The organism is Neorhizobium sp. T25_13 (assembly GCF_002968675.1).
Lineage (GTDB): Bacteria > Pseudomonadota > Alphaproteobacteria > Rhizobiales > Rhizobiaceae > Neorhizobium > Neorhizobium tomejilense.
Genome location: NZ_PVBI01000001.1, coordinates 411943 through 434468, shown reverse-complemented (window position 1 = coordinate 434468; position 22526 = coordinate 411943). Strand labels below are relative to the sequence as shown.

Below are 22526 nucleotides of genomic sequence, written 5' to 3'. Positions count from 1 at the left end.
TCCGCGCGGTCAAACGGCGACGAAGGGTTCGCCCATGCGAACGACCGATGCGTCGAGTGCGGTTTCCTTGAACGGGCCGTCCTCGGGCAGGATGAAGGAGGCGGAGCGCACCTTCTGGGTTTCCGGCTCCAGGCCGGGCGGCGTGCCCTTGCCGGCTTCGAGCGCCTTGGCGGCCTTGCGCATCCGCATCCGGGCCATGATGATCGCGTTGTCGGTCGAAACCAGGTTTTCACGCGAACGGTCGGCGATGGCACCCATGCTTTCCTGCAGCGAGGAGTCCTGGATGGCGATGCCCTTGATGCCGCTATAGTGGATCTTCTGGCGCTGCGCCTCGCGGTTCATCAGGTAGTCGTTGTCGATATTGGCAGTCGGGCGGAACGTGCCGGGGATCAGGGTCGGGTGGACGCCGGCGCCGTTCTCCATCAGGTCCAGTTCCGCAGGTGTCAGCGCCCGGGTCGGATGGAAGGTCATGGTCCAGGCCATGCAGTTGTTGTCGTCCATCGGCACCCAGGCATGGCCGTTCAGCGCATTGCCCTTGTAGGGTGGGATCAGCGTGTAGAAGGGCATCATCCACTGGGTGACGCGCCAGTAATGGAAACCGGGCTCGGCCGGGCGGCGGGCGCCGATCAGGAGGCCGGCGGTCGATTCATGGATGTCGAAGGTCGTCGAGGTGCTGCGCGCATATTTCGAACCGTCGGTGCCCTTGTGCAGCGGATCGCGATGCAGGTCGCCGCTGTGCAGGAAGGAGACGTGGCTGGAATCGATGCCGCCTTCCACCGCTTGCAGATAGTTGCTTTCCTGCCAGCGCTTGGAGAGATAGCGCTGCTCCGGCGCGACCTGGGTCCATTCGAAGGCCGGCATTTCCGGCTGTTCCTCCGGCGGCCCCATATAGGTCCAGATGACCCCGCCGAGTTCGACGCAGGGGTAGGACTTGAGCTTGATCTTCTGACAGAAGCCGGAAGAGGCCGGTTCCGATGGAACTTCGACACATTGGCCCGTCGTGTCGTATTTCCAACCGTGATAGGGGCAGCGCAGGCCGCCTTCCTCGTTGCGGCCGAACCACAGCGAGACGCCGCGATGGGCGCAGAATTCGTCCATCATGCCGATCTTGCCACTGCTGTCCTTGAAGGCGATCAGCCGTTCGGAGAGAAGAGATACGCGAACCGGATCGCAGTCCGGACCGGGCAGTTCGGTCGCCATCAATGCGGGGAGCCAGTACCGGCGAAACAGGTTGCCCATCGGCGTGCCCGGGCCTGTGCGGCACAGATACTCGTTTTGCTCGGCAGTGATCATGGCGTCCATCCTCTTTGGTTGTATCGGCCCCAAGTGACCATTCGGACCTCATTCTGAACGCAGGTTGACACCCCAACACATATGTCGTCCAATATGAATTATGGATTTTTTGATTGAGCTGGAGATATAAGTGGAGCTACGTCAATTTCGCTATTTCGTCGCCGTCGCTGAAGAACTCCACTTCACAAGGGCCGCCGAACGGCTCCATATCGGCCAGCCGCCGCTTAGCCTGCAGATCCAGGCGATCGAGCGCGAGCTCGGTGTCCTGCTCCTCAAGCGCACCCGTCGCAAGGTGGAATTGACGCCTGCCGGCGAGCTTTTCCTCCAGGAGGCGCGTCTCGCGCTGATGCAGGCGGCGCGTGCCATCGATACCGCCAAGCGCGCCGCGCGCGGCGAGATGGGTACGCTCAGGGTCAACTTCATCACCTCGGTCCCGCTGGTGAATGCTTTCACCACGGCGGTGCGCCGTTTCCGCATCGCCATGCCCGACGTGCACCTCGAACTGAAGATCAAGCCGTCGCCCGAAATCATCGACGACGTGCTGCTGAGCACGATCGATATCGGCTTCACCCGACCGGCCCTGCAGGCGGTGCTGCCGTCGAAACTGAAGGCGACGCCCGTCCATCGCGACAAACTGATGCTGGTCTTGCCGATCGACCATCCCTTGAGCCGCGAGGAAGGCCCGATCCCGATCGGCCGGCTGAAAGCGGAACGTTTCGTGCTGCGCCCGCTCGGAACCGGTGCCGGTTTCTACGAGCAGGTGTTTTCGATGTGCACGGAGGCCGGTTTCACACCGCTGATCGTGCAGGAGGCGACGGAAGCGGCGACCATTCTCGGCCTCGTGGCCGCGGGTGTCGGCATCACCATCGCTCCGCAGGCGCTCCAGAGCATCATGGTTCACGACGTGGTCTGGCGGCATCTTTCGGATGCGCAGACGGACAGCGAGGTGGTGATGATCCACAACAAGACCACCTCGAACCTGCTTCGGGACCAGTTCATCGCCGGCCTGAAGCCGCTGCCGGATTCGATCAGGATCGACCGGCGCTGATATCGATGAAGATCGCCTCGTCGCTGACGATGGGCGTCCAGACCTTGATCGGGACTTCGCAAGGCGGTGCGGTCGGCTGGCCGGTCCGCACGTCGAACCGTCCCTGGTGGAAGGGGCATTCCACCTCGCATCCCTCAATGAAGCCGTCCGACAGGTAGCCCGGGCCGTGTGAGCAGAGATCGGCGGTGACGTAATACTGGTCGCCCGCCTGGAAGATCGCATAGCCGAAACCGTCGATTTCAGCGCGGAACGGAAGATCCTCGCTGACATCGGCGGTTTCGCAAAGTTTCGTCAATGTACCGATTTCAGTCATTTTCCTACCTCGAAGACCGGCAGCCGCTTCAGGGCGACTGCCGGCTCAAGCCAAGGCCTCAAATAGTCTTCAGGCCGCCGCGCTCACTTTCTGGGATTTCCAGTCGAAGGTGAGAATATCGGTGAACTCGCGCACGTTCGCCAGCGTCTCGAAGCGGGCAAGCGTCGAGACGATCTTGTCGGTGATCTCCTTGCCGGCAAACGGCAAAGCGTTGGCGGTGACCTTGTCGGCAATCTCGGCATCCGTGAACGGCGCCTTCGGATGGCCGGGGAAGGGCAGCGCCTCGCCATGCACGACAGTGCCGTCGGCAAGTTCGATCTCGACGCGCGAGAGGTAACCCGCCGCCGCACGGGCAAGCTTGCCGCCCGCAATCGTGCCGAGTTCGGGCGCCGGTACACACTTCACCTTCTCGCCTACGAATTTCTGGCGATCCGGGGCGAGCACCTTCTCAAGGTCGAAGCTGTCGACCTGGATATAACCGTCGAGCACGGCAGCGCCGACGATATAGGGCATCGAATGATCGGCGGTTTCGCGCGAAATCGGATGGTAGGGGTCCTGCCGGATGGCGACCAGGTGGTCATAGGCGCCTTCTTCGGAGAACACGCGAACTTCCTTGATCTTCGAAAGGTCGGAGATCTTGGCGCGGGCTTCGAGTGCTGCACGGATGGCGCTGAGGCCGACGGAACCGACCGGCCAGAGCTTCATGTAGGTATCGGCGATGCGCGACAGCTTGACGTCGTCGCCGAGCAGTTTCTGCAGGATCGGCAGCGGGTCGTGCTTGTTGGCGAGCTTGACGACAAAGCCGTTATTGCCGGTGAACGGGCGCACGACGCTTTCGACGCCGGCCTTGGCGAGCAGGCAGGCCTGCAGCGCGTTGCGCACGGAATCGCTGCCGTTGAAGCGCTTCCACAGCGTCAGGTCGCCGCGGCGGTTGAGCTCGCAGGACTCGACCTCGTCGCTGGCGAAATGCGAGGTGACGGTCATGCCCAAGGCTTCGCGGGCCTGGGTGGCATCGAGGCCGATGACGCGGGCGATCGCGGCACAGGCGCCGATCTGCGTCAGGTTGGTGTAGTCCCAACCGCCAGGGGCAGTGGAGAAGGCATCGAACACGGCGGCGACGACTTCGTAGCCGACGGCGAGCGCCCCAAGCAGTTCTTCACCGGACGCGTTGACCCATTCGGCGGCGGCGATGACGCCGGCGACCATGTCGCTCGGATGGCCGCTGTTCTTCTGGCCGACGAAGAAGTCGTTGTAATCGTAACAGCGCAACAGCGAACCGTTGACGAGTGCGGCCAGATCCGGGTTGACGCGCATCGACGTGCCCCAGATGACGCTGCCATTCGGATTGGCGAACTGCGAGACATATTTGCGGGCGATATGAGAGGCCGGATGGTCGAAGGCGCCCAGTGCCACGGCGATGGAATCGCTCAAAGCCCGCTTTGCCGCATGGCGCGTCATATCGCTCAGATCCGTCGAGACGGACGCGGTGAACTTGCCCAAGAGCTCTGCGATCGCGTCGCGATAGATGATGTTATCTTCTGTCGACATGCTACTCCCTTTTCGTCGCTGTCCGTTCGAAAAGGCGGTCCGGCTGCTTGACCGACAAGCCGCGCTCTCGAATATTATGTAGGTTGCGATGGAAAGAGGTATCGGCGGAAACTGAGTGTGTCCAATATCAATGCCCCGGTAAATTATTCGCCAATTTAAATATGTCTGATCGGAAAGACACGTTCAGCCCCGGCTTTCCGGCATTTCCGCCCGCGCGCCGCCTTTCGGCCGTGATTGCAAATATCGAATAAGTCTGCTGCCTGTTTATATTGGACGCAGATGACAGCCTCGTTTTAGCAATAGGACATCTTGTCCTTGAAGCGGCCGCATGGCGGGAGGCAGACCATTTCGACTCATATCCTGATTACGCAGCCTCAGGTGAAAAGCTGCATCGACGCGTTGAAGCAGCGGTTCACGGTTCACAATCTCGCCACAGCCACCGACCCGGAAGCGCTGCTCAGGGAAGTCGGGCCTGAAATCCGCGGCATTGCGGGCGGCAAGGTGTCCGCTGCTCTTCTCGAAAAGCTGCCGAAGCTGGAAATCATCGCGGTATCGGGCGTCGGTTACGATTCCGTCGATGCCGCAGCCGTCAAGGCGCGCAACATCCGCCTCACCAATACGCCGGGCGTCCTGACCGACGCGGTAGCTGAGCTGACGATCGGCATGATGATCGCGCTGTCGCGCCGCATCCCGCAGGGCGACCGTTTCATTCGCGACCGCAAATGGCTGGACGGTGCCTTCGGCAATTGGTCAGAGCTGAAGGGCAAGACACTCGGCATCCTCGGCCTCGGCCGGATCGGCAAGGAAATAGCTAATCTCGCCGCCGCGTTGAAAATGCATGTCGTCTATCACGGGCGCACCGAACAGAAGGGCGCGCCCTATCCCTATTTCGAAAACGTCGTCGCCATGGCGCGCGCTTCCGACTGGCTGGTGGTGATCGCTCCGGGCAACGCATCGACGACCGGGATCATCTCCCGCGAGGTCCTGGAGGCGCTCGGCCCCAAAGGCGTGCTCGTCAACATGGCCCGCGGCAACATGGTCGATCAGGACGCACTGGTCGAAATGCTGGTGTCGAAGCAGCTCGGCGGCGCGGCGCTCGACGTCTTCGACAAGGAACCGGCCGTGCCCGACGCGCTTCTCGATCTCGACAATGTCGTGCTTTCACCGCACCAGGGCAGCCGGACGGAGGAAACCCGCGCCGCCGTCGGCGATATGGTCGTCGCAAACCTGACGGCGCATTTCGCCGGCAAGCCGCTGATCTCGGCAATTTTTTAGCTTAGCGCTTAGCTCCCGCGGTTTGGCTCCAGATGTCAGCCCATGCGATGGCGGTCCGGCAGTCTAGTCGCGAACCTTGCCAGAGCGAGACGCATCATCGGGCAGTGTCGCTGCTCTGCTGCAGCCGTCTGGCACGCCACGGCTCAGATATGATGCGTTCACTCATGGAAAAAGATTGGTATTATAGCCTCAAACCCGACCTCTTGACCTGCGATACGCTCACTAGGGCGTCAATGAGCACCCGGACCTTGGGAAGCATGTAGGGGGACTGCGGCCATACCGCGCGGATCGGCATCTCCCCTCCGGCCGGAACCGACAGGACAGGCACCAACGCTCCGCTCTTCAGGTGATCAGCAATAAGCCATGTCGTCCCCTGAGTGCCGCGCAGCCGACAATGCAGTCCCGGCGCGTCAGCTCCTCCGGACTGGTCGGTTCGCCCTCCCGACGGAGGTAGGCAGGCGAGGCGCAAATCAGAAGTCGCTGCGAGCCGAGACGTCGGGCTCGCCTGGCCCTTTGGCGCACTTTTAGATAATTCCGCCAGCGCGTGCCAATTCTACTGCATCCGGCCCAGCCGGGAAACGAAGCTGCCCAGAGCTGTCGTTGACCGCGGCCCAGATCGCTTCGGCCACGTCTGTTTCCTTCGTTGTCAGAGCCGGCTTCGCGAATGCCGCAAAGATCGGAGCTGCAAAGTCAGCATAGGCTGGCGGGATCAGATCCTCGAGCACGGAGGAATTCTTGGCGAAACGTGTCGTTGGCGCGTATTCTGGCTCGACGAGCCGGTGATCAAGATCGTTTGCATGAGAACCTCCATTGTTTCGGATGGCCCCTTCTATGCATTTGTTGTTAGACGATCCATAATCCATCGTCCACCATTCGTCTTTAATCGTCTAAACTGACGCGTGTTTGGATCTGGATGACAACAAGCCAGACATACGGCGACGCCCTAGGCCGGCGTCGCCATCTTTGCGAATTCGCTTGGCGGGCAACCGACTCTTTGGCTGAAGGCGGTACTGAAGGCGCTGGCAGATCGGTAGCCGACCTTTTCGGCGATTTCCTTGAGCGAGCCTCGGCTATGGCGCAGCGTGTCCTTCGCGATCGCCATTCGCCATCTAAGCAGGTACTCGACAGGGGCAAGGCCGACAGCCGCTGAAAACTTTTTCGCGAAGGCGGAGCGCGACATCCCGGCGCGCTGTGCAAGTTCGGCGACCGTCCAGCCACGGCGCACATCCAAGTGAATGTCGCTGATTGCTCGAGCAAGTTGGGGATCGGAAAGCCCGCGTAACATTCCGGGGTTTGGAAGCTTCGATGCTTCTCGTCGCAATGTCTCGATCAGAAGGACTTCCAGCAATCGTGACAAAATGAGGTCGCTCCCAGCCCGCGAGTTGATTGCTTCATCGCGAATATAGGAATCAAGTTGCCGAGCCTCGCTCCAATCCCCTCTTCAGCACTGACGTGGACAAGCGTGGGCAGAAGCTCGGACAAGAGTTCACCATTCGTCGGATCGCACAGGATGCAGCCGCCAATGATGCGCGTCGGATTTCCTAACTCGACGCGGCCGACCTGAACTTCTCCATCGACTGAGTTGCGCGCTTTGAATTCCTCATCCGACAGAACGATCTCTTGGCCAGAATGGCTGAAAAATATGTCGGCAACTGGATTTCCGGATAGAATGAAGTCACCGGTTTCCAACTGCGTCGTCTCGCCTTTGTCGGCACGAAACAGCGTGGAACCTTCCATGATGAAATACAGCATAGGACCGGGCTGAGACGGAACTTGCACTCCCCAATCTCCATAGGCGGCCATGCTGCCCATGAGGACTGTCTTCGGCCTAAGGAGTTGAACGACGTCGGTCAGAGCATCCATGCTGCACGATCCATAAAATTGGATGCCAATTTAGTTATTAAACAGACTTATCGCATTATCTAGCGTGGCTGGAACATCGTCGCAACAATGCGGCGCCCTGACCCTGCGACTTTCGGCGGTGCATCCGACCGGCGCGAAGCTCTCGAACCTCGATGCAGCACTGCGTGTCCACATGCGCAAGGAGATCAGGGCACTGCATGATCGCCTGGGCGCGACCTCGGTCTATGTGACCCATGACCAGGTCGAGGCGATGACGATGGCGGATCATGTCGTCGTGATGCGCAATGGCGTTATTGAGCAGCAGGGCAGGCCGCTCGATCTATACGACCGGCCAAGCAATCGCTTCGTCGCCGGCTTCATCGGCTCGCCGGCGATGAACTTCATTCCGGCGCGATCGACCCCTGACGGTAGAGCCCTTGTTCTGGATCTTGCCGAACCGCAAACCATTCCTTTCGATTGCCCGCTGCCGGCCGGGCGTGCCTTGATCGTCGGCATCCGCCCGGAGCATCTTACGTTAGCCGCGCCTGATGCCGCCGGCTTCAAGGTCGACGTCGCGGCAGTTGAAACGACCGGCGCGGTGACGTTCATCACGACTGCGACAACGCCTGAGATCGTCATTGCCTTGAACGGCAGGAGCGTTGTGGTGGCGGGCGAAACCATTCGTCTGACGTTTTCCGGAGACCATGTCCATCTGTTCGACGCCGAGACCGAACAGCGTGTCAAATGATTGCGCCCGTGCGCTCACCTTGACACCATAGGTCCCCAGTTCTGATACAAGATGTAAGCGGCGACCACGAGGATGAGCGCGGCGAACAGGCGGTTGAGGATGTTCTTGTAGGCACTGAGCCGTGTGGCGAGGAGCATGCCGAGCACGCCCCCGACGATGCCGCCGCTGATGAACTCGATGGCGAGCCTCCAGTCCACCAGGCCTGAACTGGCATAGTTCAGGGCCGTTGCCAGCCCGAATGCCCCGACGGAGAGGAGCGAGGTGCCGATCGCGTTGATCATCGGCATGCCCGTCGCCAGCATCAGGCCCGGAACGATCAGGAAGCCCCCGCCGATGCCGAAGAAGCCGGAGGCAGCGCCGGCGGCGAGCGCCACGGCCGCTGTTGAGAGACACATCCTGAGGTCGACGGGGCGGCCCTCCACCGCCATAGCCTTCCTGGGCTTCAGCATCAGGATGTCGACGACGATCATGAGGAAGCCGAACAGGAAGATCAGGCGATCCCCATCCATCGCCTTACCAAGGCTGGAGCCGCCGAGGGCGCCAAGGACTCCGAGGGCGGAGAAGACGGCTGCGCAGCGCCACCAGACGTGACCCTTGATCGCGTGGCTTGCAAAGTTGGCGAAGGCGTTGGCCGAGACGGCAAGCGCACCCGTACCGATGGCAACATGCGGCTGTGTCACGCCAACGACATAGAGGAGCAGCGGCGTCGCCAGGATGGATCCGCCACCGCCGAGCAGACCGAGCATGAAGCCGACGATTCCGCCGGAGCCGACTGCCGCCAAGATGGAGGTGCTCACGTCCGCCTGCTCCATACTCTGTCATACAAGGTCATGCCCACGAGCATGGCGATGACGAACAGTGCTGTCTGCGGGATTCCGACCGACAGGGACGCGACCGCCGGGCCGGGACAGAAGCCACCGATACCCCAGCCCAGGCCGAACAAGGCCGAGCCGATCACCAGCGGCGCGTCGATCCGAGGGTTCGTCGGCACATGGAAGCTGTCGTCGAAGGCCGGATGGCGCATCCGCTTCATCCCCTGCACGCCGATGAAGGCGACGACGACGGCGCCACCGAGAACGAAGGCAAGGCTCGGATCCCACGCGCCGAACACGTCGAGGAAGCCCTGGACGCGGGCCGGGTTCAGCATGCCAGACAGGGACAGGCCGAAACCGAAGACGATGCCCGAGGCGAGAGCCGCCCCGAATTGGCAGATGTTCCTATTCATAGTCCCAGACCTCGAAGAACTGCGACGGCAACCACGCCGGCCGTCAGGAACGTGGCGACCGCTACCATGGAGCGCGGCGACAGGCGGGCAAGCCCGACCACGCCGTGTCCGCTTGTGCAGCCCGATCCCATACGCGAGCCGAAGCCGACGAGCAGCCCCGCGACGATGATCAGCGGCCAGCCGGCGGTGATCTGCACGGCAGGCCAGCCACCGAACGCGAACAGGTAGGTGAGCGGCCCGAGCAGCAGCCCGAGCACGAACGCAAGATTGGTGGTCAATCCGACGCCTTGGGCGAGACGCCCGACGATCCCGCTGATCCCGGCAATCCGGCCGTTGAGGAGCAGGAGCATGACGGCCGATGCGCCGATCAGCATGCCCCCGGCCAATGAGGGGAGATATGCGTTCATTTGTCTTCCTTCACGCAGAAGATGTCATAGAGGGCGGCAACCAGCAGGGCGGTCTTCTCCTCCGTCAGGCTATAGAAGATCTGTTTTCCCTCCCGCCGGGTTTCGACGATGCCGGAGCCACGCAGCACCGTCAGGTGCTGCGACAGATGCGGCTGGTGGACGTCGACCTTCTCTTCAAGCTCGCCAACCGAATACTCGCCTTCCACGAGCGTGCAGACGATCATCAGGCGCGCCGGATGGGACAACGTCTTCAGGAGGTTCGCTACCTCTCCGGCCCGGCTGGCCATCTCGGCAGGGGAAAGCCCCGCTTTTGTCATCGGCTTCAGATCGGTCGTCATTCCCATGCAGCTCCCTGCAATGCATCGAGCGGAAACTTGAGGTAGCGCTTGCCGTTGGCTTCCGGCTCCGGCAGACGTCCGCCGCGGATGTTCACCTGCAGGGCGTGCAGGATGAGCTTCGGCATTGGCAGCGTCTTGTCGCGCGTCGTCCTGAGCGCCACGAACTCTTCCTCCGTCACACCGGCAAGATGCGGGTTGAACTTCTTCTGATCAGCGACGGTGCTTTCCCAGCGAGGTGCCCGACCGTCCGGCTGGTAGTCGTGACCCGTGAAGATTCGAGTCTCGTCCGGGAGCGCAAGAATCTCCTGGATCGACTTCCATAGAACGCGGGCATCGCCACCGGGGAAGTCGGCGCGCGCCGTACCGCTGTCGGGCATGAAAAGGGTATCGTGCACGAAGGCTGCGTCGCCGATCACATAGGTGATGGAGGCGAGCGTATGTCCGGGCGAGAGCAGCACCGTCGCATCGATCGAGCCGACCTTGAAGGTCTCACCATGGGCGAACAAACGGTCCCATAGCGAGCCGTCGACCGCAAGCTCAGGCCAATTGTAGATGTCCTTCCATAGTTTCTGGACATTGACGACACGCGTGCCGATCGCTGTTTGCGCGCCTGTCTTCTCCTTCAGATATTGAGACGCCGAGAAATGATCGGCATGCGGATGGGTGTCGAGGATCCACTCGACCGTCAACTGGTTGTCGCGGACGTAGTCGAGGATCGCGTCGGCGTTGATTGTCGCCGTTGCTCCAGCCTTCTCGTCGAAGTCGAGCACAGGGTCGATGATGGCGCACTTGCGCGTGGCCGGATCCGAGACCACGTACTGAACACTCCAGGTGCGCTTGTCGAAGAGGCCCTTCACCTGCGGCCTGCGGGCAGCATGTTGCTTGAGCCAGGCAGCAGCGCCGCTGGTATCAAAGCCGCGGCTGCGTCCGAACTCGATGACGTTCTCTGCAGGCATGCGGCCGTCAAGAACCTCGCCGATCAAGTAGAGGTTCAGTGAGCGCGTTCCGGATTGGCAGTGGGCAAACACTGGACCTTCCGATTCATCGACCGCCCGCTGGAAGGCACGCACATCCGCCTCGGTGATGGTGCCGGCCGTGACTGGAATGAAGGCGTAGGAGAGATCGCAGTGCTTCGCTTCCAGGCTTTCGGCTTGGGTTCCCGGCTGGGCAGGATCCTCGTTGTCCGGTCGGTTGTTGATGAGTGTTTTGAATCCTTTGTCGCGAAGCGATAGGATGTCGTCGATGCTCGGCTGCGGCGAGACAGAAAGCTTCTCGGATATTGCGGTGACAGGCATGACTCGCTCCGTGTCTGAGATCAATATACAATATAACATATTATATATTATTACTCTTTCAAGGCGAGGCACGGAATTTTATACGTTTTGCCGCTGCCGTGATCCGGCGAGTTCGCCGATCACGGCAGCGGCAAAACGAACATCAGTAGCCAACTCCCACCGAAGCGCGCGAAAGATCGTCGCTTTCCAGCCGACCGTCGCGCAGCCGGTAAATATGGTCGAAGCGGTCGAGGATCATCTCGTCGTGTGTGACGACGATAATAGCCGCGCTCTGGTCGATTGCGATCCGTCGTAACAAATCCATCACTATACGGGCGCGGGCGGAATCGAGCGGCGCGGTCGGTTCGTCGGCGAGGATGATGCGCGGCCGATTGGCGAGCGCGCGAGCAATGGCCACCCGTTGGGCTTCGCCTCCGGACAGTTGCGCGGGCATTGCGTGCTTGCGGTGGCCGACCTCGAGATAATCGAGCAGTTCGATAGCATGCTGATGCGCTGCAGCGGCGCCCAATCCTGCAAGGTGGAGCACCACGGCGACATTGTCGGTGGCGTTGAGGAACGGCAGCAGATTGGGATACTGGAAAATGAAGCCGATCTTGTCGAGCCGCAACCGGCGCAGGTCCGCCTTGAGCCAATGGTCGTCGTAGACGGCTTCGCCGTCGAGCCTGAGCCGGCCGCCGCTTGGCTCCAGAATGCAGGCCATGCAGTTGAGAAGCGTGGTCTTGCCCGAACCGCTCGGCCCCATAAGACCGACGACCTGGCCGGGAAAGACTTCCATGTTGATATCAATAAGCGCGTCGACCCGCGCACTTCCCGAACCGAAATGCTTCGAGAGGTGTTCGACACATACAACCGCTTGTGTGCCTGTCTCGATCATGATCCTACCCTGCAGCGGAGAGTGCTTCGGCGGGGTCCACTTTCAGCGCGAGCCGAATGCCCAGGGTGCTTGCGGCAAGGCAGACCACGATCGTGATAGCGAACACGGCCATAACGCTCTCCGGGTCGAACACGAGCCGCCGCGGGAAAAAGGGCCTGAAGGTAAAGACAAGCGCGAGCCCGGCGATGTAGCCGGTAATCCCCAATGACAGGGATTGCTGAACGATGAGGCCGATGATGGTGCGATCAGGCGCTCCGACAAATTTGAGCGTGGCGATCGACCGCACCTTGTCCATGGTCATCGTGTAAATGATCAGCGCGATGATGACGGCCGAAACGATGACCAGCAGAACCATGATCAGAAGCTGCTGCTTGCGCGCTTTTTCGATCACGAACTTGCTCAGAAGGGTCTCCTGCTGAGCCTGCGTGAGGGCCGTCAGGTGTTTCCACCGCGAGAGTGCCGCTGCCGTCTCGGTGACCGGGATATGGGGTGACACCTTGGCGATGACGGCATTGATCTGATCGTTGGTTTCCGTGGATCCGCTGCGCGCCTGCTCGCGCCGCGAAGCCGGGGGCGCCAGTTCGAACTGGAGCGCTTGCGCGTCGCGCAGGGTGACATAGGCGACGGGATCGCCGGATGATGTGAGTTCGTTCCGCATCAGGCCGACAACGGAAAACTTGTGATCTCGGGTTCCCAGCAGGACCTCCTGGCCCAGCGCCAGACCGGCGGAACCATCGACGATCATTTCGTAGTGGCCGCGCAAGATGTCGCGGCCGGCCGAGAGTTGACGTGGCCCACCGGGTCTGCCCGGCTCAAAGCCGATGAGAAAGAGGCGGTGTGGAACGCCGTTCAACTCGGTCTGGACCGACTGGTAGGTGACAGACCCGGCGCGCTGGACGCCATAGAGCCGGCTAACCAGTTCTCTGGTGTCGCCCGGAATACGCGAGGATTCGGCGAACGGCCCATTGGTCCCGGCCTCGACCACCCAGAGATCTGCATTGGCCGCGCGGGCCTGACGCAATGCGTCATCGATCAGGCCGCCATAGACGCCGCTCATCATGATTACGATGCCAAGGAGCAAGCTTAAGCCGACGTTGGTCAGCAAAAAACGCAGGAGATTGTGCTTGATGTCCCGGTAGGCCAGATTCATCGACTTGTCCCTTCGGCGACCTTCGCGGCACGGCCGATGCGCAGTCCACTGCGCAATGTCGTGAGGACGAGGGCGTGCTCGGGGACACCACCGGTGATCTCAATACGACCGTCGAGCAGCCGGTGCCCAAGTGTCACGTTGCGCTGCTCCAGGGATCCATCCTCGACGGTCCATATGGTTCCCTGATTTTTGCCGAGGCCGATGATGGCCGCCTCCGGGACCAATAGGGCCTGCGGAAGCCGAACGGTCGTGATGTGGGCCTCAGCCTGCTCACCGAGATACAAATCGGCGGGCGGCGTGTCGAACGTGATCTCGACCCGCCGCTCCTCGTTGACCCGGTCGCTTTCCGGCTGGATGCGCGCGACGTGGCCGGCGATACGCTTCCCAGGCTGAGAACGCAGCACGATCTCGGCGGGCTCGCCGACGGTGATCTCGCCGGCCTTGCTCTCGTCGACGTAAGCGAGCGCCCACACGGTCTTTGGGTCGATCAGCGTGAACACCGGTTCACCGGCGCCGAGCGCCGAGCCGAGTTCCCTGAGGCGCGTGGTCACCATGGCATCGTAGGGTGCCATGAGGGTGTAGAAGTCCAATATGGTTGATTGCAGTTGCTGTTGCGCCTTGGCGTCGCCAATATTGGCCTTGGCCACCAGGAGATCGCTTTCCGCCAGGTTCACATCGGCCAAGGCTGCGTCCTCTGCCGCTTCTGCCGTCTGCGCGGCTTCAAGCGAGGTGGTATTGCCCTTTAGCAGCGATTGCCGGCGCTCATTGATGCTCCTGGCATTCGCATGGTTCACCTGAGCCTTTTCGACGCTTGCGGTCGCTCTTTGAAGATTGGCTTCGGCCTGTTGGACCACCGCGTTTGCCCGAGCGACCTGTGCGTTCTGCTCACGGTCATCAAGACGGGCCAGAACCGCGCCCTTGGAAACGCGATCGCCGACATCGGCGCGCAAATCGACCACTACGCCAGACACCTTGAAGCCAATCCTCGATGTCACCCGCGCCTCGACCGTCCCGAGGCCGAAGACCTGCACGGGCACGTCTTGCTCGGTGCTTGCGACTTGAACTTCGATCGGGCGCAGGAACATCGCCCATGCGCCGAAACCTGCGCCCATGGCAACGACCAGCAAGATAGAGAACGCGTAGACACGAGCGGATAGTCGCAGCGTCTTTCCGATGGCTTGGACCTGTGCCTTTTCGACGACTGAAGGGATCTCCTTCATGATCGGCTTTGGAACTTCAAGCATATGCGTTCCCTGCGGTAAGGATGGAGACAGCTCATGCTATCTTTGCTGCGCCTTGGCCGCGGTACTCGCAATGATCTCGATCAACTGCGGCGTCTGTTTGGTTGGCGGGATTGCGGCGCGCCTGCTGCCGCTTACCTTGGCGGGAACGCCGCATGCCAGGTTCGGACGTCCTCCGACGTCACGTGGACGTGCCCACGGGAATCGAGCAACCTTTCATCGAATTTCGCACTGGCGATCCGGCTGAAGACGTCGATGTATTCCTGTAATCTGAATTCGTCCACGCGAGGGGGATCGGCAACTGCCTCAAGCGCCTCGCGGGCAACGATGACGATTTGATCGCCGACGCCCGAATCCATCACGAGCCGGCCTTCGTCGCCGGACGACATCAGGAATCCGGATTTCAGTTTCAGTGGCATGACACCCTCCTTCTCTGTTTCCTGCAGAGTAGTGATTGGGAAGGTATTGGCAGTGACGTAGATCAACGCTCAATTTTCGAAGCCGCAAAAGCCCTTCTCGAAGGCTTCCACGCCGTCGCCGTACTCGCCGAGGCCTGGCCGGGTCACAATCGGCTCTAAGGGTCACGATCGATCCCACTGTCAGCACCGTCTCTTGGGTTAGGTCCAGTGTAGGGCCGCGGCAGGGCTGTCCTCGATGTTCGTCAACGAACCGCTGTCATCGCAACGACCGACGAAATCCGAGCAGCGAAAACACGAAGAGGCCGGCAGAGATGCTCGCGAGCCAGAGGAACTGCGGCCAGACCACGGAGAACCCGGCGCCGCGATAAAGGATCGCCTGGGCGAGCAGGATGAAATGCGTGTTCGGCGCGGCAAGCATGATCGTCTGGATCGCTTCCGGCATGCTTTCGCGGGGCGTGGTCGCGCCGGAGAGGATTTGCAGCGGCAGGAGCACCAGCATCAGCAGCAGGCCGAACTGCGGCATTGAGCCCGCAAGCGTTGCAAGCGCTATCCCCATGGCGGTCGCCGCCAGCAGGTGGAGCGCCGCCCCCGCCATGAACAGCACGATCGATCCTTCGATCGGAACCTTCAGCAATCCCTGCACCACGAAGATCAGCGAAAGCAGAGTGGCAACGAACACCACCAGCCCCATCGACCACACTTTTGCGGCCATGATTTCGAACGGCGTCAAAGGCATCACCAGAAGATGCTCCACCGTCCCGTGTTCCCGCTCGCGGATGAGCGCGGTGCCGGTCAGGATGATCGCCAGCATGGTGACGTTGTTGATCACGTTCATCACCGATGCGAACCACATCTGGTTGAGTTGGGGATTGAACCGGGCGCGCAATGCCAGATCCACCGACGGTATACGATCATCAATATCCGCGGCGGCAAAACCGGCGACTTCGGTCGAGACGATGTTCTGCACATATCCGGATCCCGAAAACGCCTGGGTCATTCGGGTCGCATCGACATTGAGCTGGACGACCGGTGCCTTGCCGGCGATCAGGTCGCTCTGGAAATTCGGCGGGATATCGAGCGCGAACGTGTCGGTGCCGGCATCCATGCGAGCATCCATCTCGCCCGAGGTGATCATTGCCGGCGGCTTGAAATAGGGCGTCAGGAAAGAGTCAGCGATCCGGCGCGAGACTGGCGAATTGTCCTCGTCGACGATTGCGATCGGCGCATTGTTCAATGTTTCGGGAACGGCTTTTGCTTCGGTATAGACCGCGATCGTGAAGGAATAGACGATCAGCCCGAGCAATATCGGATCGCGCAGCAGGCCGCGCAGTTCCTTGATCCCGAGGTGGAAGATATTGGCGAGCCGCATGCGTCACCGTGCCTGCTTCTTGAGAAAGACGGTGCTTGCCGCAATCAGCAGCGGAGCGGCGACAAGGAGCGGCAGGAAAGCCTCGAAGAGGTTTTCGAAGCCGAGGCCCTTCGAGAAAGTGCCGCGGGAGATAATGTTGAAATAGGTGGTCGGATAGATCTGGCCGATGACCGCCCCGATGCCCTGAAGCGAGGAGACCGGATCGATCATGCCGGCAAACTGCACCGCCGGTATGATCGTCATCAGCGTCGTCCCGAAGATCGCGGCGATCTGGCTCGACATGAAAGTCGAAACAAGCAGGCCGAAGGCGGTCGCGAAAGCGACATAGAGAAGGGCTGCCGCCGTGAAGGCAGCTAGGCTGCCGGTGAACGGCACCTGGAACACCAGGACTGCAAACAGCCACAGGAGCACCGCGTTCATCATGCCGAGTGCCAGATAGGGAAGCTGCTTGCCGATGAGGAATTCGAGCCTCGTCACCGGCGTCACGTAGAAATTGACGATCGAGCCGAGTTCCTTCTCCCGCACCACCGACAGCGCCGCCAGCATCGCCGGGATCAGCAGAAGCAGCAACGGAATGACGGCCGGCACCATCGCCACCAGACTTTCGATGCCGGGATTGTAGCGGAAACGGGTCTCGATCGAGAACTGTCCCTTGGCGGCATCGCCGTAGATCTCGCGCGCCTTTTGCGCCAGCCAGTGGGCGTGCATGCCCTGCACATAACCGCGCGTCGTTTCCGCCCGTTGCGGCATGGCGCCGTCGATCCACGCGCCGATTTCCACGTCGTGGCCGCGTGCGACATGTTCGGCAAAGCCGGCGGGAATCTCGATCGCCAGCTTCAGCGAGCCGTCGCGCATGCGCCTGTCGAGGTCGGCGTAATCGCCGAGCGGCGGCTGCTCGATGAAATAGCGGGAACCGGCGATGTCGGCGGTATAGTCGCGGCTGGCGACCGTGTCGTCCCGGTCGAGAACCGCGAATGTCAGGTCCTTGACGTCCATGTTGATGCCGTAGCCGATCACGAACATCAGGATGACGCTGCCGATCAGCGCCAGGGTGGCCCGGATGGGGTCGCGGCGGATCTCCAGGGTCTCGCGAAGACTGTAGCTCCAGATGCGGCGCAGGTCGAAGGAACGGTGCGGCCGTGCTCCGGCGAACTTGCGTCTGTCGTCCGCCGTCGAGGGCGTCGATGCGGATGAGGAGGCGGCCGTCCCGCCGATCGCATCTTCGAGATAGGCGATGAACGCCTCCTCCAGCGTCGTGGCATAGCGGTTTTTGCGGATCGCATCGGGCGTATCGCTCACCAGCACCTTGCCGGCATGCATCAGCGATATGCGGTCGCAGCGCTCAGCCTCGTTCATGAAATGGGTGGAGATGAATATGGTGACATGGTCTTTGCGCGACAGCTCGATCAGCGCGGCCCACAGCTGGTCGCGGGCGATCGGGTCGACGCCCGAAGTCGGTTCGTCGAGGATCAGCACTTCCGGCGAATGGATCAGTGCTACCGCCAGCGAGAGCCGCTGCCGGACGCCGAGCGGCAAAGCGTCAGGGAGCGTGTCCATGACCTCCGTAAGCTCGAAACGCCGGCCCATTTCCTCGATCCGGGCCGGGATCGTGTCGGCCGGCAGCTGGAACAGCCGCGCATGCAGGTCGAGGTTCTGCCGGACCGTCAGCTCTGTATAGAGCGAAAAGGCCTGGCTCATGTAGCCGACACGTCTCCGGACATCCATGTCCTTCGGATCAACCGTCCTGCCGAACAGCTTCGCCGTGCCCGCGCTTGCCGGCAGTAGGCCGGTCAGCATCTTCATCGTCGTGGACTTGCCGCAGCCGTTGGAGCCGAGGAAGCCAAAAATCTCGCCCCGGCGGATGCGGAAGCTGACGTTATCTACTGCGGTGAAATCGCCAAAGCGCATCGTGAGGCCTTCCGCCTCGATGGCGAAATCAGCCTCGGTGAAGTCCGCAGGCTGGATCGCGACCGCGTGGTGGGCAGCGCGTTTCTCTTCGGGCATAAGCTGGATGAAGGCCTCGTCGAGAGTATGCGCGCGGGTACGGGTCAGAATCTGGCGCGGCGTTCCGGTCGCCAGCACCTTGCCGGCATCCATGGCCGCCAGCCAGTCGAAACGCGCCGCTTCCTCCATATAGGCGGTTGCGACAATCACGCTCATCTCCGGCCGCTCCCTCCGAATATCGTCGACGAGGCTCCAGAACTGCCGGCGCGACAGCGGGTCGACGCCGGTGGTCGGCTCGTCGAGGATCAAGAGGTCCGGATCGTGGATGAGCGCGCAGCAGAGGCCGAGCTTCTGTTTCATGCCGCCCGAAAGCTTGCCGGCTGGGCGGTCCTCGAAGCCCGACAGGCCGGTGCGCTTCAGCAAGTTGGCGATGCGGTATTCCCGCTCCTCGCGGCCCTGGCCGAACAGGCGGGCGAAGAAATCGGCATTTTCGAACACCGATAGCGTCGGATAGAGGTTCTTGCCGAGCCCCTGCGGCATATAGGCGATGGCCGGGCAGGTGCGGTCGCGGTGACGGGCGTTGCGCATGTCGCCGCCAAGCACTTCGACCTCGCCCGTCTGGACCTGGCGTGCGCCGGAAATCAGCGAAAGCAGCGAGGATTTGCCTACCCCGTCCGGGCCGATCAGGCCGATCATCCGCCCTGCCGGCAGATCGAGGGTTATGCCGTCGATCGCGCGCGTCCCGCCGTACGAATGGCTGACGTCCCTCAACCGCGCCACATAGGCGGGTTCCGCCGGGGTGCCCTTCGCCTGCTGCTCCGGGCTCATGGGGTAATCGGCCGTGACAGGGCCGCCGGCCACTCTGCGGCGGGATCGAGCTTCACATAGGTCCGGCCCGGCAACCCGGTCTTAACCTGCGCGATATATTTCTGAAGCAGTTCCGGAGAGACGCGCGCCCGCAGGCGGAACATCAGCTTCTGTCGTTCCTCCTCGGTCTCCACCGTCTTCGGCGTGAATTGCGCGACATCGGACACGAAGGATATCCGGGCCGGAATGACATATTGAGGGGCGGCATCGAGAACGATGCGAGCTTCGCCGCCGATCGGGACGCGCCCGGCCTCCCCGGTCGGCAGGAAGAAGGTCATGTAGACATCGCCGACATCGAGGATGTTGAGCACGCGGCCGCCGGCGGCGACCACTTCGCCCGGCTGCGCCACGAGATATTGCACCCGTCCGTCGCGCGGAGCCTTAAGTTCGGAATCGCGCAGATCGGCGTCGATCCGCGCGACGGTTGCCTGTACCGCCTCGACCGCGGCCTCGGCATCCACGACCTGAGACTGCGCCGCACCGATTGCCGCATCGGTCGCCGCAAGGTTGGCTTTGGCGGCCGAGACGGTCGCCACTCCTCCCTCGACCCTGGCGCGGTCGTCGTCCAGCAATTGTTCGGAAACCGATCCGCTGCGGCTCATCTGCTCGCTGCGGGCAAGTCGCTTGCGGGCCGATTGCAGCTGGACCTCGTTCTGGGAGACGGTTGCGGCCGCGGCTTCCTTTTCCGCCTGGCGCTGGACGACGAGGCTTTTCGCGGTTTCGATGGCGATCCTGGCCCTAGCAAGCTGGGCCTCCGCTTCCCGCTTCTGGGCGGCGAGCTGTTCGATATCCATGCGGGCGACGACTGCGCCGGCTTTGACCACGTTGCCTTCCTTCACCAGAATATCGGAAAGCCGTCCGGCCGTCCGCGCCGCGATATCAATCTCGACTGCCTCGATGCGGCCGTTTCCACTGGCGATGCCCGGCATCGCCTCTGCCGAAAGTCGCATGTCGTAGTAGCGCCACGCGAAATACCCAATACCCGCAGCGGCGATGATGGCGAGGCCAAATCTCAATTTACGGCTCAACACAGGCTCTATTCCTTTCCGGTGGGAACAGGTGTTCATCGGCCATTCCCGGAGGAGCCACCTTGACCGCGATCAATCTAAGGCGGGCCGGCTCGCTTCGAGGCGCGTTTGCAGTTGGCGCTGCCGTTGAACAAGGATCAAATTCCACGTCCAGCTCGACCGCCACTCCCTTTGCATCACAGAGGCATCCTCGCTTCAAGTCGTTTCGCAGCGCTGAGCCTCGCAAGAGCGGCCGACGCCGTTCGAACCTTTGCCGGGTCTGCGCGGCTTGTCAGTATGATCGGAACCCGGGCGCCGAGGACCAGTCCCGCAGCGTCTGCACCGGCGAAATAAATGAGCTGCTTGGCCAGCATGTTGCCGGCTTCCAGATCGGGAACCAGCAGGATGTCTGCATGCCCGGCAACTGGAGAGGTGATGGATTTCGCCTGCGCGGCCTCGATGCTGATTGCGTTGTCGAAGGCGAGCGGCCCGTCGACAACCGCGCCTTCGATCTGCCCGCGCGCGGCCATGACGGTCAAGGCCGCCGCGTCCAGCGTCGAAGGCATCTTGCTGTTGACGGTCTCGACGGCGGCCAGCACCGCCACCAGCGGTCTTTCGACGCCGAGAAGATGCATCAGGTCGACGGCATTCTGGCAGATATCGCGCTTCTGATCGAGGTCCGGCTGGATGTTGATTGCCGCGTCGGTGACGATTAGCAGCTTGTCATAGGCCGGAATGTCCATGACGTAGACGTGGCTCATGCGCCGGCCGGTCTTCAGTCTTGACGCCGGCGCGACCACGGCCGACAGCAGTTCATCGCTGTGCAGGCTGCCTTTCATCAGGGCGGCGACTTTGCCGATTGCGGCAAGTTCGACGCTGCGGTCGGCTGCGGCATGGCTGTGCTCGACAGGCTCGATGTCGATGCCGGCGAGTGAAAGTTCGGCGGTGTCGGCTATCGCCCTGATCTTGTGCTCCGGGCCGACCAGGACGGGATCAAGAAAGCCCTGTTCCTTGAGTTCCACGGCGGAACGCAGGGTTTCCGTCGAACACGGATGGACCACCGCCGTCCGCATCGCTGGCAGTGAAATCGCTTCGCGGATGATGGCCTCGTAACGGCCGTGATGTCTGAGCATGATATCCACGGGATCGACCTGTTCCTCTCTCCGAGAGCGCATGAGAGGGCGCCCACGGTGGCCTATGTCGCCTGGAATGGCGTCGCTTTCCTTGACGCAGCTCAATGTGCCGACGCCGCGATCCGCGAACTGTCGTGTATCGTGTATGATGATCAGGATGCAGATGAGAAATCCAGCACCATACGCCCGTCAATCTTACCGTCCTTCAGGCGTGCGAAGATGTCGTTGATGTCTTCGAGCGGCGCCTTGTGGATCTCCGCCTTGACCTTGCCCTCGGTGGCAAAGGCGATAGCCTCATCGAGATCACGTCTTGTCCCGACAATCGAGCCGCGCACCGTGATGCGTTTGAGTACGACGTCGAAGATCGGCGTCGGGAAGTCGCCGGGCGGTAGGCCGACCAGGCTGACCGTTCCCTTGCGTCTTACCATCCGGATTGCCTGGGAGAAAGCCGGCGGCGAGACGGCGGTGACCAGCACGCCATGCGCGCCGCCACCGGTTGCCTCCAGCGTTTCCTCAACGGCGTTCAACGAGCGGGCATCGACGGCGAGATCGGCGCCGAGGCGGCGGGCAAGCTCCAGCTTTTCCGGGCTGACGTCGAGCGCCGCCACATGGAAGCCCATCGCCTTGGCATATTGAATTGCGACATGGCCGAGCCCGCCGATGCCGGAGATTGCCACCCACTCGCCGGGTTTCGCCTCGGTTTCCTTGAGGCCTTTGTAGGTGGTCACGCCGGCGCAGAGGATCGGCGAGATCGCCGCAAAATCGACGTTCTGCGGCAGTCTTGCGGCGAAGGCGGCGGATGCAATGACATATTCGGCAAATCCGCCGTTGCAGCTATAGCCGGTATTGTGCTGGTGCTCGCAAAGCGTCTCCCAGCCGGTCTCGCAATATTCGCACGCGAGACATGCGTCGTGCAGCCAGGCAACACCGACGGCGTCACCTTCCTTCAATCCCGTCACGCCCGGGCCGAGCTCGACGACAATGCCGGCCGCCTCGTGTCCGGGAATGAACGGCGGGCTTGGCTTGACGGGCCAGTCGCCATCGGCGGCGTGAAGGTCGGTGTGGCAGACGCCGCAGGCCATGACCTTGACGAGGATTTCGCCTGGGCCCGGTACGGGCACCGGCACGCATTCGATCGCAAGTGGCCTGCCGAATTGATGCACAACAGCGGCTTTCATCGTTCGCGTCAT

Annotated in this window: 21 protein-coding genes and 2 pseudogenes; 3 read left to right on the top strand and 20 right to left on the bottom strand. The window is 61.9% G+C overall.

The features are described from left to right. Positions 1-9: 9 nt before the first annotated feature. Entirely contained in the window at positions 10-1293 is a 1284-nt protein-coding gene (locus C5J22_RS02110) for a Rieske 2Fe-2S domain-containing protein (RefSeq protein WP_105436945.1), read from the bottom strand. A 130-nt stretch (positions 1294-1423) separates the two neighbouring features. On the opposite strand from C5J22_RS02110, the gene C5J22_RS02105 reads away from it, so the two are divergent. After that, positions 1424-2341: a LysR substrate-binding domain-containing protein gene (locus C5J22_RS02105; protein ID WP_105436944.1), complete on the top strand. Its 918-nt coding sequence runs from the start codon at positions 1424-1426 to the stop codon at positions 2339-2341. On the opposite strand, the gene C5J22_RS02100 is transcribed toward C5J22_RS02105, so the two are convergent. Continuing rightward, on the bottom strand, positions 2322-2654 hold the full coding sequence (locus C5J22_RS02100) for a non-heme iron oxygenase ferredoxin subunit (RefSeq protein ID WP_105436943.1): 333 nt from the start codon (positions 2652-2654) through the stop codon (positions 2322-2324). The genes C5J22_RS02105 and C5J22_RS02100 overlap by 20 nt on opposite strands. A gap of 69 nt (positions 2655-2723) precedes the next feature. Then, positions 2724-4202 (bottom strand): MmgE/PrpD family protein, encoded by a 1479-nt coding sequence (locus tag C5J22_RS02095; protein WP_105436942.1) that lies wholly within the window; start codon positions 4200-4202, stop codon positions 2724-2726. A 378-nt stretch (positions 4203-4580) separates the two neighbouring features. Here C5J22_RS02095 and C5J22_RS02090 point away from each other — a divergent pair, with 378 nt between their 5' ends. Next, positions 4581-5477: a 2-hydroxyacid dehydrogenase gene (locus C5J22_RS02090; RefSeq protein ID WP_245440264.1), complete on the top strand. Its 897-nt coding sequence runs from the start codon at positions 4581-4583 to the stop codon at positions 5475-5477. A 524-nt stretch (positions 5478-6001) separates the two neighbouring features. Here the strand turns inward: C5J22_RS02090 and C5J22_RS02085 are convergent. The 3 genes and pseudogenes from C5J22_RS02085 to C5J22_RS31535 all read right to left on the bottom strand — a co-directional run. Beyond that, positions 6002-6340 carry a short-chain dehydrogenase gene (locus tag C5J22_RS02085; RefSeq protein WP_105436940.1) on the bottom strand — a complete coding sequence of 113 codons (339 nt, stop codon included), beginning with the start codon at positions 6338-6340 and terminating at the stop codon, positions 6002-6004. A gap of 80 nt (positions 6341-6420) precedes the next feature. Beyond that, positions 6421-6834, bottom strand: a complete 414-nt coding sequence (locus C5J22_RS31540; protein ID WP_245440285.1) for a helix-turn-helix transcriptional regulator — start codon at positions 6832-6834, stop codon at positions 6421-6423. Positions 6835-6849: 15 nt separating this feature from the next. Beyond that, positions 6850-7280: pseudogene (locus C5J22_RS31535) on the bottom strand (cupin domain-containing protein); the annotation flags it as partial. A gap of 199 nt (positions 7281-7479) precedes the next feature. On the opposite strand from C5J22_RS31535, the pseudogene C5J22_RS02075 reads away from it, so the two are divergent. Next, positions 7480-8067: pseudogene (locus C5J22_RS02075) on the top strand (ABC transporter ATP-binding protein); the annotation flags it as partial. 14 nt (positions 8068-8081) lie between these two features. Here the strand turns inward: C5J22_RS02075 and C5J22_RS02070 are convergent. The 14 genes from C5J22_RS02070 to adhP form a co-directional block, all read right to left on the bottom strand. After that, positions 8082-8879 (bottom strand): sulfite exporter TauE/SafE family protein, encoded by a 798-nt coding sequence (locus C5J22_RS02070; RefSeq protein WP_105436939.1) that lies wholly within the window; start codon positions 8877-8879, stop codon positions 8082-8084. Beyond that, positions 8861-9292 (bottom strand): YeeE/YedE family protein, encoded by a 432-nt coding sequence (locus C5J22_RS02065; protein WP_105436938.1) that lies wholly within the window; start codon positions 9290-9292, stop codon positions 8861-8863. The genes C5J22_RS02070 and C5J22_RS02065 overlap by 19 nt, the downstream gene beginning before the upstream one ends. Then, on the bottom strand, positions 9289-9699 hold the full coding sequence (locus tag C5J22_RS02060; protein WP_105436937.1) for a YeeE/YedE family protein: 411 nt from the start codon (positions 9697-9699) through the stop codon (positions 9289-9291). The genes C5J22_RS02065 and C5J22_RS02060 overlap by 4 nt, the downstream gene beginning before the upstream one ends. Beyond that, on the bottom strand, positions 9696-10043 hold the full coding sequence (bigR, locus tag C5J22_RS02055; RefSeq protein ID WP_105436936.1) for a sulfite-sensing transcriptional repressor BigR: 348 nt from the start codon (positions 10041-10043) through the stop codon (positions 9696-9698). Before bigR ends, C5J22_RS02060 begins: the two co-directional genes overlap by 4 nt. Then, a complete protein-coding gene (blh, locus tag C5J22_RS02050) occupies positions 10034-11332 on the bottom strand; it encodes a bifunctional sulfur transferase/dioxygenase Blh (RefSeq protein WP_105436935.1) in 1299 nt (432 codons plus the stop codon). Before blh ends, bigR begins: the two co-directional genes overlap by 10 nt. A 142-nt stretch (positions 11333-11474) precedes the next feature. Beyond that, positions 11475-12206, bottom strand: a complete 732-nt coding sequence (locus C5J22_RS02045; RefSeq protein ID WP_105436934.1) for an ABC transporter ATP-binding protein — start codon at positions 12204-12206, stop codon at positions 11475-11477. Positions 12207-12210: 4 nt separating this feature from the next. Continuing rightward, a complete protein-coding gene (locus C5J22_RS02040) occupies positions 12211-13356 on the bottom strand; it encodes an ABC transporter permease (RefSeq protein ID WP_105436933.1) in 1146 nt (381 codons plus the stop codon). Continuing rightward, positions 13353-14600 carry an efflux RND transporter periplasmic adaptor subunit gene (locus C5J22_RS02035; protein WP_105436932.1) on the bottom strand — a complete coding sequence of 416 codons (1248 nt, stop codon included), beginning with the start codon at positions 14598-14600 and terminating at the stop codon, positions 13353-13355. Before C5J22_RS02035 ends, C5J22_RS02040 begins: the two co-directional genes overlap by 4 nt. A gap of 131 nt (positions 14601-14731) precedes the next feature. Beyond that, a complete protein-coding gene (locus C5J22_RS02030; protein ID WP_371412525.1) occupies positions 14732-15082 on the bottom strand; it encodes a hypothetical protein in 351 nt (116 codons plus the stop codon). A gap of 190 nt (positions 15083-15272) precedes the next feature. After that, positions 15273-16385, bottom strand: coding sequence for an ABC transporter permease (locus C5J22_RS02025; RefSeq protein ID WP_105436930.1), 1113 nt, complete (start codon positions 16383-16385; stop codon positions 15273-15275). Positions 16386-16388: 3 nt separating this feature from the next. Next, complete coding sequence (gene rbbA, locus C5J22_RS02020) at positions 16389-19157, bottom strand: ribosome-associated ATPase/putative transporter RbbA (RefSeq protein WP_105437183.1); 2769 nt, start codon at positions 19155-19157, stop codon at positions 16389-16391. Further along, positions 19154-20263, bottom strand: coding sequence for an HlyD family secretion protein (locus C5J22_RS02015; RefSeq protein ID WP_371412524.1), 1110 nt, complete (start codon positions 20261-20263; stop codon positions 19154-19156). Before C5J22_RS02015 ends, rbbA begins: the two co-directional genes overlap by 4 nt. Before the next feature lie 137 nt (positions 20264-20400). Continuing rightward, positions 20401-21378 (bottom strand): bifunctional enoyl-CoA hydratase/phosphate acetyltransferase, encoded by a 978-nt coding sequence (locus C5J22_RS02010; protein WP_105436928.1) that lies wholly within the window; start codon positions 21376-21378, stop codon positions 20401-20403. A 110-nt stretch (positions 21379-21488) separates the two neighbouring features. Further along, a complete protein-coding gene (gene adhP / locus C5J22_RS02005; RefSeq protein ID WP_105436927.1) occupies positions 21489-22526 on the bottom strand; it encodes an alcohol dehydrogenase AdhP in 1038 nt (345 codons plus the stop codon).

Coding starts and splice junctions, on each gene's coding strand:
- C5J22_RS02035 (WP_105436932.1), bottom strand. CDS start 14,600: ATGCTTGAAGTTCCAAAGCCGATCATGAAGGAGATCCCTTCAGTCGTC.
- C5J22_RS02110 (WP_105436945.1), bottom strand. CDS start 1,293: ATGATCACTGCCGAGCAAAACGAGTATCTGTGCCGCACAGGCCCGGGC.
- C5J22_RS02065 (WP_105436938.1), bottom strand. CDS start 9,292: ATGAATAGGAACATCTGCCAATTCGGGGCGGCTCTCGCCTCGGGCATC.
- C5J22_RS02100 (WP_105436943.1), bottom strand. CDS start 2,654: ATGACTGAAATCGGTACATTGACGAAACTTTGCGAAACCGCCGATGTC.
- bigR (WP_105436936.1), bottom strand. CDS start 10,043: ATGGGAATGACGACCGATCTGAAGCCGATGACAAAAGCGGGGCTTTCC.
- C5J22_RS02095 (WP_105436942.1), bottom strand. CDS start 4,202: ATGTCGACAGAAGATAACATCATCTATCGCGACGCGATCGCAGAGCTC.
- blh (WP_105436935.1), bottom strand. CDS start 11,332: ATGCCTGTCACCGCAATATCCGAGAAGCTTTCTGTCTCGCCGCAGCCG.
- C5J22_RS02060 (WP_105436937.1), bottom strand. CDS start 9,699: ATGAACGCATATCTCCCCTCATTGGCCGGGGGCATGCTGATCGGCGCA.
- C5J22_RS02025 (WP_105436930.1), bottom strand. CDS start 16,385: ATGCGGCTCGCCAATATCTTCCACCTCGGGATCAAGGAACTGCGCGGC.
- C5J22_RS02085 (WP_105436940.1), bottom strand. CDS start 6,340: ATGGATTATGGATCGTCTAACAACAAATGCATAGAAGGGGCCATCCGA.
- adhP (WP_105436927.1), bottom strand. CDS start 22,526: ATGACGCGAACGATGAAAGCCGCTGTTGTGCATCAATTCGGCAGGCCA.
- C5J22_RS02015 (WP_371412524.1), bottom strand. CDS start 20,263: ATGAACACCTGTTCCCACCGGAAAGGAATAGAGCCTGTGTTGAGCCGT.
- C5J22_RS02040 (WP_105436933.1), bottom strand. CDS start 13,356: ATGAATCTGGCCTACCGGGACATCAAGCACAATCTCCTGCGTTTTTTG.
- C5J22_RS02045 (WP_105436934.1), bottom strand. CDS start 12,206: ATGATCGAGACAGGCACACAAGCGGTTGTATGTGTCGAACACCTCTCG.
- C5J22_RS02070 (WP_105436939.1), bottom strand. CDS start 8,879: ATGGAGCAGGCGGACGTGAGCACCTCCATCTTGGCGGCAGTCGGCTCC.
- C5J22_RS02010 (WP_105436928.1), bottom strand. CDS start 21,378: ATGCGCTCTCGGAGAGAGGAACAGGTCGATCCCGTGGATATCATGCTC.
- rbbA (WP_105437183.1), bottom strand. CDS start 19,157: ATGAGCCCGGAGCAGCAGGCGAAGGGCACCCCGGCGGAACCCGCCTAT.